Here is a 14,277-nt window from a genome sequence, read left to right on the forward strand (position 1 = left end):
GGAGCGCCCACGCGCCCGGGGGCTCGGGCGTGCGGTCGGCGCCTCCCGCCGGGTGCCGGCCCCGGCTCAGGCTCCGGCCCCGGCGATCAGCTCGGCCACGTCCGCGAACAGGCGGTCGCCCCGGGCGGCGGCCGCCGGGGAGAGGGTGTCCATGGTGAGGAAGCCGTGCACCAGACCCGGCTCCCGACGGTGCACCACCGGCACGCCCGCGGCCGCCAGTACCCTGGCGTAGGCGTCGCCCTCGTCGCGCAGCGGATCGTGCTCGGCGGTGACCACGACCGCGGGCGGCAGTCCCGAGTGGTCGGCGGCGTGCAGCGGGCTGACCGACGGATCGGCGCGCAGTGCCGGGTCCGGCACCCACCCCTCGACACCCCAGGCCAGGTCGTCGGCGGAGAGCCCCCAGCCGGTGCCCTTCTCCCGCACGCTGGGGTGGGAGAGGGTGAGGTCGGTGTTGGGATAGGCGAGCACCTGGCCCTGCGGGAGCGGGCCACCCTCGTCCCGCAGGCGCAGGCAGGCCAGCGCGGCGAGGTGCCCACCGGCGCTGTCGCCCATGACGATCAGCGGCTCGCCGCCCCGGACCAGCCCGGCGGCGGCCCACCGGACGGCGTCCACCGCGTCGTCCACCGCGGCCGGCGCGGGGTGCTCCGGCGCGCGGCGGTAGTCGACGGCCGCCACCGCCGCACCGGTGGCCAGGGCCAGCCGGCGGCAGAGCCGGTCGTGCGAGTCCAGGTCTCCGATGGTCCACATGCCCCCGTGCAGGAACACCACCACCCCGCGCGGGTCGGGCGCGGACCGGTAGAGGCGGACGGGCAGCCCGCGGCGACCCGCCACCGTGTCCCGGACCTCCGCGACCGCCGGCCCCACCGGGCGGCTCCGCACCCGGAGCCGCTGAGCCTCTCGCACCGCGTCCGCGCCCGCCTCCCGCACCGTCGGCCCGGCATCGCGGCGGACGGCCTCGACGAAGGCGGTCAGTCCGGCGTCGGCGAGCCCGGCGGGCGGCAGCTGCTGCTCAGTGATCCCCACGGCCGCATGCTAGCCCGCCCCCGGCCCGAGATATGGACGGTCGTCTAACACAAATGTCTTGCACATATGTTCAACCCCGGGCTATGGTTCTACTCGTCAACCACACGAGGGGGAACCACGATGAACGCCGCCACCGACCCGACCACCGCGACCGCCGTCCGCTCCGAGCTGCTGATCGACGGCCGCCGGCTCTCCTACCTGGACTTCGGGGGCACCGGCCGCCCGCTGGTCGCCCTGCACGGCCACCTCTCCGAGGGCGCCACCTTCGCCGACCTCGCCCGGGCCCTCGGCCCCGAGTGGCGGGTCGTCGCCCCGGACCAGCGCGGCCAGGGCGAGTCCGACCGCACCGCCGACTACTCCCGCGAGGGCTACCTCGCCGACCTCACAGCCCTCCTGGACCACCTGGGCCTGGAGCGGGCCGTCCTGCTCGGCCACTCGCTCGGCGCCGTCAACGCCTACCAGTTCGCCGCCCGCCACCCCGAGCGGGTCAGCGCCCTGGTCAACGCCGAGGGCCCGGCCGCACTCGGCCTGGACGGCTCGAACCCCTTCGGCTTCCTGCTGAACCTCCCGTACAACGCCCCCACCCGCGAGGCCCTCGTCGCCGGCCTCGGCCCTGCCGCGCCCTACTTCGCCGACCGCCTGAGGCAGAACGCCGACGGCAGCTGGCGACTGCCCTTCCACCCGCAGGAGATGTACCGGTCCGAGGACGCGGTGCACGGCGACCACTGGGCCGACTGGACCGCCACCGGCTGCCCCGCCCTGCTGGTCCACGGGACCAGGGGCGTGATCCCGGCCGAGCAGGTCCGCGCCATGGTCGAGCGCCGCCCGGGCACCACGGCCGTCGAGCTGGACGCCGACCACCTGGTGTACACCGCCGCCCCCGAGGCCTTCGCCGGGGCCGTCCGCGCCTTCCTCGCCACCCTCTGAAACGGCCTCCCGCCCGGAGGACGGACCGACCCGCGCGGCCGCGACCGCAGCGCAGCGACCCGGCGCGTCCGCCCCCCTCCCTCCCCCCGCGCGACCCGAGCTCACCCGGCACCGCGGCGGGCGCCGCACCGCCTCGTGGCCGCACGTAAATTCCTTGACTCCGAGTGAGCTCCCGGTCTTACCGTGCCATGCAGCAAGGGATCAACCAGGGGGGAACACAGATGACGAACCAGCAGCTCTCCGAACCGGAGCCGGCCACGCAGTCCGCCGCGTACTGGACCGGAGCGGCCCATGCGGCCCTCATGGCATTCATCCGGGCCCGGCGGGCCGACCTCGGCTTCACCGAAGCGCAGTTCTGGCTGCTGCGCCTCCTCTCCGCGCAGGACCTCTCCCCCGACGGGCGCGGCCTGACCGTCCCCGAACTCCGGCAGGCCCTGCGCGCGCACCTCGGCCCCGGGGCCGACCCGGGCGAGGAAGCGGCCGCACTGCTGGAGCTCGGCTGGCTGAGGAGCGACGCGGCGGGACGGCTGTGGATCACCGGGGCGGGCGAAGCCGCCCGTGCCGACCTCGCGGAGCACGCCCCGGCCGTTCGCGAACGGATCCTCCGGGGCATCGACGACGCCGACTGGGCCACCACCGTGCGAGTGCTGCACCAGCTGATCCGGAACGTCGGCGGCCGCCTCGCCTAGCGCCTGCCGCAACCCCAACCACCCGGCCCGGCGGTCCGGTCAGCCCGGGCCGGTTTTGCATCGATCATGAATAATCTCAGGTTCGGGCGTTAACCTATGCAAAATCCAAAGGTGAACCAGGTTACAAGCCTTGCAATCCAAGATTCCCGGTTTGCCCACATGCTGAGATCCGTGCGATAGTCGGAGCAGCCCGACGGCGGGCGCCCGCGAGACGTCCTCGCGCCCCCCGCCGCAGGCGCACCGACTACGGCTGGCCCGACCTGGCACGGCCGTCGCCCATCGCGCGGCACGCACCCCCTTGGCCGGCGCGATGACCTGCAGGGGCCCCCAGCCGCCGAAACCCCGGCGCATCGGGGGCCCTGCGTGTTTTCCGGGCCGGGCACATCCGGCACCCCGGCGCCCGCGCCGGTTCCCCCGACGGCCCGGCGCTCCCGGCCCCGCCGGTCAGGACCGCTCGCGCACCTTCAGCTCGAACCAGACGCCCTTGCCGCGCGGTAGCAGGTCCGCGCCCCAGCGGTCCGCGAGGTCATCGACGATCCTGAGCCCCCGGCCGCCGTCGGTCGGTGGCAGCGGCTCGGCCACGATCAGGCAAGGCAGCGCCCGCGAGGAGTCCCGCACCTCCACCCGCAGCCAGCCCGGCTTCCGGGTCACCTGCAGGCCGATGGTCCGCCCGGCGGCGTGCCGCACCGCGTTGGCGACCAGCTCGCCGGTGAGGAGCTCGCCGACCTCCAACTGCTGGTGCAGTTCCCACGACTCCAGCACCGAGAGCACCAGCCGGCGGGCCACCGGACCGGACTCCGGCCGCGACGGCAGCCGGACCTCGCCCGCCTCGGACTGGTCGGACAGCCTGCCGGAATACATCTGCTCCAGCTCCTCCGAGCTGAGTCGCTCCAGGGCCTCGAGCGCGTCCTGGAAGCACGCCGGCGACGCGTCGGCGACCAGGCTCGCCCCGGGTAGTGATGACTGATCTGTTTCGCCCCAACCCGCCATGCGACCCATCATTGCGGAACGCAAGCAGCCGCGTACGGACAATGAGCAAACGATCACCGTCCGATCGGCATATGCCGCGTGCAACCCGGACCCCGGGGTCGTCAAGCCCGGGTTGCCGCGAACGGCCTCCTACCAGGCACTCCAGGCCAGGTTCCAACCGCTCAGACCGTTGTCCGGCTCGACCTGGCCGCGCGTGGAATTCTGCACCTTCACCACGTCCCCGACCATCGAGCCGTCGTAGAACCTGCCCATCGACGTGGAGTCGCCGCCGCCCTTGACGTCCTTCAGGCCGACGCAGCCGTGGCTGACGTTGTCCTCGCCGAACACGTCGCTCCAGTAGTTGCCGTGGATGTACGTGCCGGAGGTGGTCAGCCGCATCGAGTGCGGCACCTGCAGGTCGTACGGGGCGCCGGTCATGCCGGGCAGGGTGCTGGACTGCATGCGCACCACGCCCTCCTTCGACATGATCACCATGGTGCCGTTCCAGGTCGGGTGGTCGGGCGCACCGGAGGTGATGTCGATGACGGAGGACTGTCCGTCGCGCACCACCGTCATCCGGTGGGTCTTGGCGTCAACCGTCGAGACCTGCGATCGCCCGATCGTGAAGGGCTCGTCCCGGTCCACGCCCCCGTAGACCCCCGGGGCGATCTCCACGCTCTTCAGCCGGTAGTGCACGGTCACCTTGGTGCCCGGCTTCCAGTACTCCTCGGGGCGGAAGTCCAGCCGGCGGTCGCCGAACCAGTGGCCCTTCACCACGGTGCCGTTGTCGGTCTCGAAGGTGATGCCCTTGGCGACGGCGTCCTTGTTCTTGACGTCCCGGTCGAAGTCCACCGAAACGATCATGCCGACGCCGTAGGTGGCGTTGTCGTCGACGTTGTCGCTGGCCTTCGCCTCCCGGTCGGGCGTGAGCGTGGTGAAGCTGCTGTCCGCCGTGGCGACCACGCCGTCGGCGTCCGCCGCCATCGCGCTCACCTGGTAGGCGGTGCCGACCGTGAGGCCTGCGGACGGGGTCCAGCTGCCCCCGTCGGCGGCGATGGTGCCGGCGACCTCCTTGCCGGACTTGTCGCTCACCTTGACGGTGGTGAGCCTGCCGCCCGCGACGGCGACCTTCAGCGCGCCGTTCGGGGCGACGTCCACCGAGCCGCTCTTCGGCTGGATGTCCACCACGGCGGCCGACACCTTCGGCGTGGCGGCGGCGGACGGTGCGGCCGACCCGCCCGGGGCGGACGCCGACGCGGTCGACGCGGCCCCCGCGGCCGCGCCCGCCCCCAGCTCGGCCTTGGCCGCGCTGCCGCTGCCGCCGCCGCTACAGGCGCTGGTCAGCACCAGCGCGCCGCCGAGAATGCCGGCGGCCATGACCTTGCGTATCGACCTCACGTCGAATCCCTCCCTCGATCCCGCCCGTGGTCCCGGCGGGGTCCGACAGATACACGCCGCGGCCAACGGAAAGGTTGCGCCATTCGAGCGGTAATTACCCCATGAACGACGACCGGCCCGACCCCAACGAGTGAGGATCGGGCCGGTCGTTACAGAACCGGGACTGGCCGGGGGCCGCGCCGGGTACGGCCTACCAGTTGGCCCAGGCGATGTTCCAGCCGCTCAGCCCGTTGTCCGGGGAGACCGTCTTCTCCTTCGAGTTCACGACCTTGACCACGTCGCCGATCATCGACTCGTTGAAGAACTTGCCCGCCACCGAGGCGTCGCTGCCGTCCTTGGTGTCCTGCATCGAGATGCAGCCGTGGCTGGCGTTGGTCTTGCCGAACGGGTTCGCCCAGTAGTTGCCGTGCACGAACGTGCCGGAGGTGGTGAGGCGCATCGCGTGCGGAACGTCCGGGATGTCGTACTCGCCGCCGAGGCCGACGGTCTGCGAGTTCATCCGGGTGACCTTCTCCTTGCTGGAGATGACCATCACGCCGTTCCAGGACGGGTTCTTCTCGTCGCCGAGGGTCACCGGCACGGTGTGGCTCTGGCCGTCCCGGACCACCGTCATCTGGTGGCTGGCCGAGTCGGCCGTGGAGACCTGCGAGCGGCCGATGGTGAACGGCTCGTCCTTGTCCACGTCGCCGTAGACGCCCGGCGCGACCTCGACGTTCTTCAGGCGGTACTTGATGGTGACCTTGGTGCCCGGCTTCCAGTACTCGGACGGACGGAAGTCCAGCCGGCGGGTGCCGAACCAGTGGCCCTTCACCTCGGTGCCGTTGCTGGTCTCGAAGGAGATCCCCTTGACCACGGCGTCCTTGTTCTTGATGTCCTTGTTGAAGACCACCGAGACGATCATGCCGACGCCGTAGGTGGCGTTGTCGGTGATGTTGTCGTTGGTGGAGACCTTCTTCTCGGGCGTCAGCGTGGTGAACGAGGTCGTGGACGCGGCCACCAGGCCCTCGGCGTCCTTGGCCTGCGCGTTCACCTTGTAGGCCATGCCGACCGTGAGCGGGGCGCTGGGCTTCCACCCGGTGCCGTCCGCGGAGATCGCCCCGGCGACCGGCTTGCCCTCCTTGTCGGTCACCTCGACCGTGGTGAGCGTGCCGCCCGCCACCGACACGTTCAGCGCGTTGGTCGGCGCGACGTCCTGCGCGCCGTCCTTCGGCTCGACGGTCAGCACGGCGGCCGAGGTCTTCGGCGCGGCCGAGCTCTGACCGGGCGCCGGGGTGTCGGTGCCGCCCGCCCCCGCGGTCGCGGCGGCGTCGCCACCGCTCTTGTTGCCGTCGCCGCCGTCGTTGCAGGCCGCTGTGAGCAGCAGCACGCCGCCCATCGCCAGTGCCACCGCTCCGCGGCGCACCCGGCCGCTGCGGCGGATGGTGGTGGTGTGTATCGCGGCGTCGGCCGCCCTAACCGGCTTCACGGTCTCTCCCCTCCCGGTGTCCATCCTGATGGACGCGCACGTGCCCGGACGGGTTGCACCGAACCGGCGATCTACCTGCGCCGGGCTTCGGCGCCAAATGCAGGATAACTAAGCCGAACGAGTGAAACCTGGGGGGAGGTAGGTGAACCCGCCATGGACTCGGCGTGAAGGGGAGTGCGTCCGGGACGGCGCGCTACGGGCGGTGGCGCGGGTGCTACGGCCTGTCGAGCGCGCTGCCCGCCACCCACTGCTCCCAGGGGAGGTTCCAGCCGTTGAGCCCGTTCTGCGGCGGGACGACCTCACCCGCGGAGGCCTTCACCTCCAGCACGTCCCCCACCACGGTGTGTTCGAAGAGCCAGCCCGCCGGGGTGTCCTGGCCCGCCCCGCCCCTGGTGTCGGCCAGGCCGATGCAGCCGTGGCTGGTGTTGGCGGTGCCGAACACCTCCGGGTCGGCCCAGTAGTTCCCGTGGATGAACGTGCCCGAGGCGGTCAGCCGCATCGCGTGCGGGACGTCCTTGATGTCGTACTCGTCACCCAGACCGACCGTCTGCGAGTTCATCCTGGTCACCCGGTGCTTCTCGGAGACCACCAGGACACCCCGGTAGGTGCTGTGGTTCCGGTCTCCTCCGGAGACCTTGAGCGTGCGCACCACCTTGCCGCCCTGGCCGGCCCGGACGGTCAGGGTGTGGGCGTCCAGGTCCACCGTGGAGACCTGGGCCCGCCCGATGGTGAAGCGGACCTCCTTGGCCTGGGTCCCGAACTCGCCCGGCGCGCCCTGCACGCCCTTGAGCCGCAACGCGACCGCGACCCTGGTGCCGGGCGCCCAGTACTTCTGCGGGCGCAGGTCCAGCCGGTCGTTGCCGAACCAGTGCCCGGCCACCTCCACCGGCGGGTCGGTGGTCACCGCGATCGCCCTCTCCACCGCCGCACGGTCGGCGATCGGGCGGCTGAAGCGCAGCGAGACGGGCATGCCGACGCCGACCGTGGCGCCGTCGTCCGGGGTGAAGAAGGCGACGAAGGTGCGGGCGCGGGCGACCGTCGCGAACGCGGTGTGCCGCACCGCCCTGCGGCCCCGGTCGTCCTCGGCCTCCGCGTCCAGGGTGAGGGCGGCCCCGAGCGGGAGCAGGCCGTCCGGCATCCAGGTCGAGCCGTCCTCGGAGACCGTTCCGGCCACCTCGGCACCCTTGGCGTCCGTCAGCCGTACCGAGACCAGCCGGCCCCCGACGGCGGTGACCCGTACCGGACCCTCGGGCGGGACGTCCCGGGCGCCGTCGGCGGGCAGCGCGGTGACGGCCGCGCGGGAGGCCGGCGGCGGCTCCGTGGCGCTCGCGGCGGGCGTGCCGTCGCCCGGGGACCCGCCGTCCCCGGCCGTGCACCCGGTCAGCATCGCCAGGCACCAGGCAAGCGCCCCCGCACGCCGTGCCCAAACCCGTCCTCGGGGCCGCATTCCGGGGCCTCCCCCCGCTTCCGTCCGATGCCCGGACAACGAGGACGGTCCCGGCAGGACACGCGGCGGGCCCGGCCCCGCGGCCCCCGGTGGTGCGGTATGCCCCGCGCCCGCGCCGCCCGCGCCCTCCGGGTCGCTCCTCCTCGGGGCCATCCGCCGGTAAGCCTCCGTTCAGCGGGCTTCCGGTCAGCTGGATCAGGGAAGGAGAAGGTGAACGGGGTCCGGGACACCCCGATGCAGGGAGGGCACGGCCATGGCGTCAGGGCAGGAGCTGGAAGCCGGGGTGCGGTCGCACGGCGGGGCCACCGCCGAGCCGCCGTGGCCCGGCAGCTGGCAGCCGCTCGGCGCCCGGTTCAGGACCGACGCGCGGGGGCGGCAGGGCACCAACTTCGCGCTCTGGGCGGCCGGCGCCGAGGCCGTCGACCTCTGTCTGTTCGACGAGGACGGCCGGGAGACCAGACACCGGCTCACCGAGCAGGACTTCCAGATCTGGCACGGCTTCCTGCCCGGCGTGCTGCCCGGCACCCGGTACGGTTTCCGCGTCCACGGCCGCTGGGACCCGTGGACCGGCGCCCGCTGGAACCCCGCCAAACTGCTGCTCGACCCGTACGCCCGCGCCGTCGACGGCTGTTACACCGCGCACGACGCGGTCTGCGCCGCCGTCCGCAACTGGCCCGAGGCCGACGTCGCCGACACCGTCCGGGACAACCGCGACTCGGCCCGGTACGTGCCCAGATCCGTGGTGGTCCACGACGACGACGACTGGTACGACGACCAGCGCCCCAAGATCCCGTGGGCCGAGACCGTCCTGTACGAGCTGCACGTGCGCGGCTTCACCATGCGCCACCCCGGCGTCCCGCCCGAGCTGCGCGGCACCTACGCGGGCCTCGCCCACCCCGCCGCCGTCGAACACCTGACCGGCCTCGGCGTCACCGCCGTCGAGCTGCTGCCGGTCCACCAGTACGCCAGCGAGGACCACCTGCAGTCCCGCGGACTGGTCAACTACTGGGGCTACAACACCGTGGGCTACTTCGCCCCGCACGCCGGCTACTCGGCCTCGGGCAGCCGCGGCGGCCAGGTCGGCGAGTTCAAGCGGATGGTCCGCGCGCTGCACGCCGCCGGCATCGAGGTGATCCTCGACGTGGTCTACAACCACACCGCCGAGGCCGGCGAGCTCGGCCCCAGCCTCTCGCTGCGCGGCATCGACAACGCCGGCTACTACCGGCTGCCGCTCAACCGCCCGCGCGGCTACGCCGACTACACCGGCTGCGGCAACACCCTGGACACCCGCCGCCCGCAGGTCGTCCGGCTGATCACCGACTCGCTGCGGTACTGGGTCACCGAGATGGGCGTGGACGGCTTCCGCTTCGACCTCGCCGCCGCGCTCGCCCGCGGCAGCGACGCCGTCGAGATGGACCACCCGTTCCTCGCCGCGGTCTCGCAGGACCCGGTGCTCAGCCGGGTCAAGCTGATCGCCGAGCCGTGGGACGTCGGCGCGGGCGGCTACCGGGTGGGCGGCTTCCCGCCGCTGTGGGCCGAGTGGAACGACAAGTACCGCGACACGGTCCGGGACTTCTGGCGCGGCGCCCGCCCGGACGTGCGCGAGCTCGGCTACCGGCTCTCCGGCTCCTCCGACCTCTACCAGCGCGGCGGCCGCCGCCCCTACGCCTCGGTCAACTTCGTCACCGCGCACGACGGCTTCACCCTGCGCGACCTGGTCTCCTACGACCGCAAGCACAACGAGGCCAACGGCGAGGCCAACCGGGACGGCACCGACGACAACCGCTCCTGGAACCACGGCGCCGAGGGCGAGACCGCGGACCCGGGCGTCAACGCCCTGCGGCTGCGCCAGCTGCGCAACCTGATGGCCACCCTGCTGCTCTCCACCGGCGTCCCGATGATCACCGCCGGCGACGAGTTCGGCCGCACCCAGGGCGGCAACAACAACGCCTACTGCCAGGACAACGAGGTCAGCTGGCTGGACTGGTCGCTGCTGGCGGACCGCCGCTGGGCCGGGCTGCGCGACCTCACCGCCCTGCTGGTCCGGCTCCGCCGGACCCACCCGGTGCTGCGGCAGCGGGCCTTCTTCTCCGGCCGGGCCGCGACGCCCGGCGGCCAGCCCGACCTGGCCTGGTTCACCCCGCGCGGCAAGGAGATGACGGAGGCCGACTGGTTCGCCCCGACCGCCTGCCTGGGCATGCTGCTCTCCGGCGCCGCGATGTCGGAGCGCGACCCGTACGGCCGCCCGCTGCGCGACGACAGCTTCCTGCTGCTGATGAACGCCGGGCCCGGTCCGGTCGCCTTCACCCTCCCGGGTGAACCCTGGGCCGCGCCGGACCCTGGGTACCGAACGGTTCTGGACACCGCGGCCGAGGAGACCGGCAACGGCAGCCGCGCGCACCGGCCGCAGGACGCCGTGACCCTGCTCGGCCGTTCCCTGCGGCTGCTGCGCACCTCCGCGCCGGAGTGAGCCGACCGGCACCTGCGCGCAGGTGGCCGGTTCTCGTCGACAGGTCCGAAAAACCGGATGAGAAATGACGCGGTCACGACCTACCCTCGCGGCGATGCCCGAGAACCGAACCCCCACGCCCGCGCCCGCCCGCCGGTCGACGGTCCGCTCGCTGCTCCGGCTGTGGCCCTACGCCCGGCCGATCCGCCTGCGGCTGGCCGTCTCGGTCGGCGCCGCCCTGCTCGCGTCGTTCGCCCTGCTGCTCGTACCGATGGTGCTCGGCCGGATCGTCGACGGGCCGATCGCCGACCACGACCTCGGCGCGCTGCCCCCGCTGATCGCCCTGCTGCTGGTGCTCGGACTGCTGGAGGCGGGCCTCTTCTACACCCGGCGGGTCATCCTCGCCCGACCCCTGGCCGGGGTGGAGACGGCGATGCGCGGGGACCTCTTCGCCCGGCTCCAGCGTCTGCCGATCTCCTTCCACGACCGCTGGGGCTCCGGCCAGCTGCTCTCCCGGGCCACCGCCGACATGTACACCATGCGGCTGTTCCTGACCTTCCCGCTGGTCTTCCTGATCGTGAACTCGCTGACCTTCCTGGCCGGCACCGCGCTGATGTTCACCCAGGACTGGCGGCTCGCGCTGATCGCGCTGCTGCCCGCCGCCCCGCTGATGCTGCTGACCCGGCGGTTCGAGGTCGGCTACTCCGGCGCCGCGCGCCGCGCCCAGGACCAGAACGGCGACCTCGCCACCGTGATCGAGGAGTCCGTCCTCGGCATCCGCATCCTCAAGGCCTTCGGCCGTCACCGGGCGATGGCCGAGCGCTTCCGCGGGCAGGCCCGCGCGCTGCGCCGCACCGAACTGCGCAAGGCCGGCCTGCTCGCCAACCTCTGGGCGGTCATCGTGGGCCTGCCCGAGCTGGCGCTCGGCTGCGCCCTGGCGGCCGGCTGCTACCTGGTCGCGCACGACGAGCTGAGCACCGGCACGCTGGTCGCCTTCCTCTCCACCGCGCTGGCGCTGCGCTGGCCGGTCGAGTCGCTGGGCTGGCTGCTCGCCTACGCCAACGAGGCGGCCACCGCGAGCGACCGGTTCTTCGAGATCCTGGACGAGCCGCTGCCCGCGGAGACCGCCGGGCCCACGGCGGCCGCCCCCGTCCCCGGACCGGACGCCGGGGTGCGCGACGGCATCCGCCTCACCGGCGTCCGCTTCCGCTACCCGGATGCCCCGCCGGACGGACCCGACCTGCTCCGCGGCATCGACCTGCACATCCGCAGCGGCGAGACGATGGCCCTGGTCGGCGCCACCGGCAGCGGCAAGACCACGCTCACCGCGCTGCTCCCCCGTCTCTACGAGGCCACCGCCGGCACCATCACCCTGGACGGCCGGGACGTCCGCGAACTGCCCCGGGAGCGGCTGCGCGAGCTGGTCTCGGTGGCCTTCGAGGAGCCCACCCTGTTCTCGGCCACCGTCCGGGAGAACGTGCTGATGGGCGCGCCCGGCGCCGGCCCGGAGCGGCTGGCCGCCGCACTCGCCACCGCCCAGGCCAGCTTCGTCGAGAAGCTGCCCGAAGGGGTGGGGACCGAGGTCGGCGAGCAGGGGCTCAGCCTCTCCGGCGGCCAGCGCCAGCGGCTCGCGCTGGCCCGCGCGGTGGTCGGCGACCCGGAGTTCCTCGTCCTGGACGACCCGCTCTCGGCGCTGGACGTGCACACCGAGGCGCTGGTCGAGCAGGCGCTGCGGCAGGTGCTCGCCTCCACCACCGCGCTGGTGGTGGCCCACCGGCCGAGCACCGTGCTGCTCGCCGACCGGGTCGCGGTGCTCGCGGACGGCCGGATCGAGGCCGTCGGCACCCACCAGGAGCTGCTGCGCAGCTCGGCGCGCTACCGCGAACTCATGACGGGCGAGTCCGCCCGCGTACCCGGGGCCCTCGTCCCGGAGGGGAGTCCCACCCGATGACCACCACCGTCGAACCCGGCCGGAGGACGGCGAAGGACGCGCGGGACGGCGCGGGCACCGCGGCCGCACCCGAGGACGAGCTCCCGCCGCCGCCCGCCGACGAGGAGGACATCCCCGTCCCCCCGGGCGCGCCCCGGGCGCTGCTGCGCGCACTGCTCGGCCCGCACCGGGCCCGGATCGCCGTCGCGATGGCGGTGATCCTGCTCCAGCAGGCCGCGCTGCAGTCCGGCCCGCTGCTGGTGGCGATCGCGATGGACCGCGGCATCCCGGCGCTGCGCGAGCACGACGCCGGACCGCTGATCGCGGTGATCTGCGCCTACCTCTCCTTCGCCCTGCTGAGCACCGCCCTGCAGTGGGCGTTCATCAGGATCAGCGCCCGGGTCAACCAGGACATCCTGCTGGAGCTGCGCGGCCGGATCTTCCGGCACGCCCAGCGGCTCAGCCTGGACTTCCACGAGCGGTACACCTCCGGGCGGATCATCTCCCGCGCCACCAGCGACGTGGACGCGCTGCGCGAACTGCTCTCCGAGGGGCTCCAGGAGCTGCTGACCGTCTTCCTCTCGGTCTGCTACATCTCGGTGCTGCTGCTGGTGATGGACTGGCGGCTCGGCCTGGTCTCGCTGGCCTCCTTCGTGCCGCTGTTCCTGATCGCCCGTTCGTTCCGGACCCGCTCGCGCCGGGTCTACCGCCGCTCGCGCACCTCGGCCGCCTCGCTGATCGTCCGGTTCACCGAGACCATGAACGGCATCCGCCCGGTGCAGGCGTTCCGCCGCGAGCAGGCCAACGACGCCGCGTTCGGCGTCGTCAACCGGCAGTCGGCCACCGCCACGGCGGACGGCCTGCTGGAGATCGCCCGGTACGTCGGCCTCTCCCGCACCACCGCCAACGTCTGGATCACCGGGGTGGTGCTGCTCGGTGCCTTCCTGGTCACCGACGGCGCCGTGGAGCTGGGCGTGCTCACCGGCTTCGTCCTCTACCTGCGCCGGCTGTTCGACCCGATCGACCACCTGGCGATGTTCCTGAACGGTTACCAGTCGGCCGCCGCCGCCCTGGAGAAGATCGCCGGACTGCTCGCCCACGAGCCGACCGTGGTCGAGCCGGCCGAGCCCGTGCAGTTGCCGGAGCCGCGCGGCGCGGCGGGCGAGCGGGTGGTCGGCCGGGAGGTGCGCTTCGAGAGGACGCGCTTCGCCTACCGCACCGGCAAGGAGGTGCTGCCCGCCTTCGACCTGGTGCTGCCGGCCGGCCGGACGGTGGCCGTGGTCGGCGCCACCGGCGCGGGCAAGTCGACCGTCGCCAAGCTGCTGGCCCGCTTCTACGACCCGACCGGCGGCCGGATCACCCTGGACGGGGTGGACCTGCGCGACCTCGCCACCGCGGACCTGCGGCGCGGGGTGGTGATGGTGACCCAGGAGTCTTTCCTGTTCTCCGGAACCGTCGCCGAGAACATCGCCATCGGCCGGCCCGGCGCCACCCGCGAGGAGGTCGAGCAGGCCGCCCGGGCCATCGGAGCGTACGAGTTCATCGCCGCGCTGCCGGACGGCTTCGACACCGACGTGCGCAAGCGCGGCGGCCGGATCTCGGCCGGCCAGCGCCAGCTGGTCGCCTTCGCCCGCGCACTGCTGGCCGACCCGGCGGTGCTCATCCTGGACGAGGCGACCAGCTCCCTGGACGTGCCGGGCGAGCAGGCCGTCCAGCGGGCGATGCGCACGGTGCTGGCCGGGCGGACGGCGGTGATCATCGCCCACCGGCTCTCCACGGTCGAGATCGCCGACCGCGTCCTGGTGATGGACCAGGGCCGGATCGTCGAGGACGGCACCCCGGAGGAGCTGATCGGCGGCGGAGGCCGGTTCGCCGAACTGCACCAGGCCTGGCGGGACAGCCTGGTCTGAGCCGCGCCCCTGCGGAAGGGCCCGACGGGCGGGGGGCCCGGGGCACCGCGCCCCGCCCCCCGCCCCGTGC

At 73.3% G+C, this 14,277-nt stretch carries 10 protein-coding genes; 5 read left to right on the forward strand and 5 right to left on the reverse strand.

All coding sequences use genetic code 11. The features are described from left to right. Positions 1–66: 66 nt before the first annotated feature. Entirely contained in the window at positions 67–1,023 is a 957-nt protein-coding gene (locus MCM47_RS30790) for an alpha/beta hydrolase (protein ID WP_238865132.1), read from the reverse strand. Positions 1,024–1,143: 120 nt separating this feature from the next. Between MCM47_RS30790 and MCM47_RS30795 the strand changes: the two genes are divergently transcribed. Next, positions 1,144–1,950 (forward strand): alpha/beta fold hydrolase, encoded by an 807-nt coding sequence (locus tag MCM47_RS30795; RefSeq protein ID WP_238865134.1) that lies wholly within the window; start codon positions 1,144–1,146, stop codon positions 1,948–1,950. 221 nt (positions 1,951–2,171) lie between these two features. Continuing rightward, on the forward strand, positions 2,172–2,639 hold the full coding sequence (locus MCM47_RS30800) for a MarR family transcriptional regulator (RefSeq protein ID WP_238865135.1): 468 nt from the start codon (positions 2,172–2,174) through the stop codon (positions 2,637–2,639). Between the two features lie 444 nt (positions 2,640–3,083). On the opposite strand, the gene MCM47_RS30805 is transcribed toward MCM47_RS30800, so the two are convergent. The 4 genes from MCM47_RS30805 to MCM47_RS30820 form a co-directional block, all read right to left on the reverse strand. Next, positions 3,084–3,629 carry an ATP-binding protein gene (locus MCM47_RS30805; protein ID WP_238865137.1) on the reverse strand — a complete coding sequence of 182 codons (546 nt, stop codon included), beginning with the start codon at positions 3,627–3,629 and terminating at the stop codon, positions 3,084–3,086. 129 nt (positions 3,630–3,758) lie between these two features. After that, positions 3,759–5,006 (reverse strand): Ig-like domain-containing protein, encoded by a 1,248-nt coding sequence (locus MCM47_RS30810; RefSeq protein WP_238865139.1) that lies wholly within the window; start codon positions 5,004–5,006, stop codon positions 3,759–3,761. A gap of 190 nt (positions 5,007–5,196) precedes the next feature. Then, positions 5,197–6,471, reverse strand: a complete 1,275-nt coding sequence (locus tag MCM47_RS30815; RefSeq protein ID WP_308222519.1) for an Ig-like domain-containing protein — start codon at positions 6,469–6,471, stop codon at positions 5,197–5,199. A 214-nt stretch (positions 6,472–6,685) separates the two neighbouring features. Beyond that, positions 6,686–7,858 (reverse strand): Ig-like domain-containing protein, encoded by a 1,173-nt coding sequence (locus MCM47_RS30820; protein ID WP_238865141.1) that lies wholly within the window; start codon positions 7,856–7,858, stop codon positions 6,686–6,688. Between the two features lie 313 nt (positions 7,859–8,171). Here MCM47_RS30820 and glgX point away from each other — a divergent pair, with 313 nt between their 5' ends. The 3 genes from glgX (at position 8,172) to MCM47_RS30835 (ending at position 14,207) form a co-directional block, all read left to right on the forward strand. Next, entirely contained in the window at positions 8,172–10,388 is a 2,217-nt protein-coding gene (glgX, locus tag MCM47_RS30825) for a glycogen debranching protein GlgX (RefSeq protein ID WP_238865143.1), read from the forward strand. A 94-nt stretch (positions 10,389–10,482) separates the two neighbouring features. Then, a complete protein-coding gene (locus MCM47_RS30830) occupies positions 10,483–12,318 on the forward strand; it encodes an ABC transporter ATP-binding protein (RefSeq protein WP_238865145.1) in 1,836 nt (611 codons plus the stop codon). Next, positions 12,315–14,207, forward strand: coding sequence for an ABC transporter ATP-binding protein (locus MCM47_RS30835; RefSeq protein ID WP_238865148.1), 1,893 nt, complete (start codon positions 12,315–12,317; stop codon positions 14,205–14,207). Before MCM47_RS30830 ends, MCM47_RS30835 begins: the two co-directional genes overlap by 4 nt. Positions 14,208–14,277 lie beyond the last annotated feature (70 nt).

The organism is Kitasatospora sp. A2-31 (assembly GCF_022288725.1).
In the GTDB taxonomy this organism is placed as follows: Bacteria; Actinomycetota; Actinomycetes; order Streptomycetales; family Streptomycetaceae; genus Kitasatospora.

Coding starts and splice junctions, on each gene's coding strand:
- MCM47_RS30795 (WP_238865134.1), top strand. CDS start 1,144: ATGAACGCCGCCACCGACCCGACCACCGCGACCGCCGTCCGCTCCGAG.
- MCM47_RS30800 (WP_238865135.1), top strand. CDS start 2,172: ATGACGAACCAGCAGCTCTCCGAACCGGAGCCGGCCACGCAGTCCGCC.
- MCM47_RS30805 (WP_238865137.1), bottom strand. CDS start 3,629: ATGGCGGGTTGGGGCGAAACAGATCAGTCATCACTACCCGGGGCGAGC.
- MCM47_RS30820 (WP_238865141.1), bottom strand. CDS start 7,858: ATGCTGACCGGGTGCACGGCCGGGGACGGCGGGTCCCCGGGCGACGGC.
- glgX (WP_238865143.1), top strand. CDS start 8,172: ATGGCGTCAGGGCAGGAGCTGGAAGCCGGGGTGCGGTCGCACGGCGGG.
- MCM47_RS30830 (WP_238865145.1), top strand. CDS start 10,483: ATGCCCGAGAACCGAACCCCCACGCCCGCGCCCGCCCGCCGGTCGACG.
- MCM47_RS30835 (WP_238865148.1), top strand. CDS start 12,315: ATGACCACCACCGTCGAACCCGGCCGGAGGACGGCGAAGGACGCGCGG.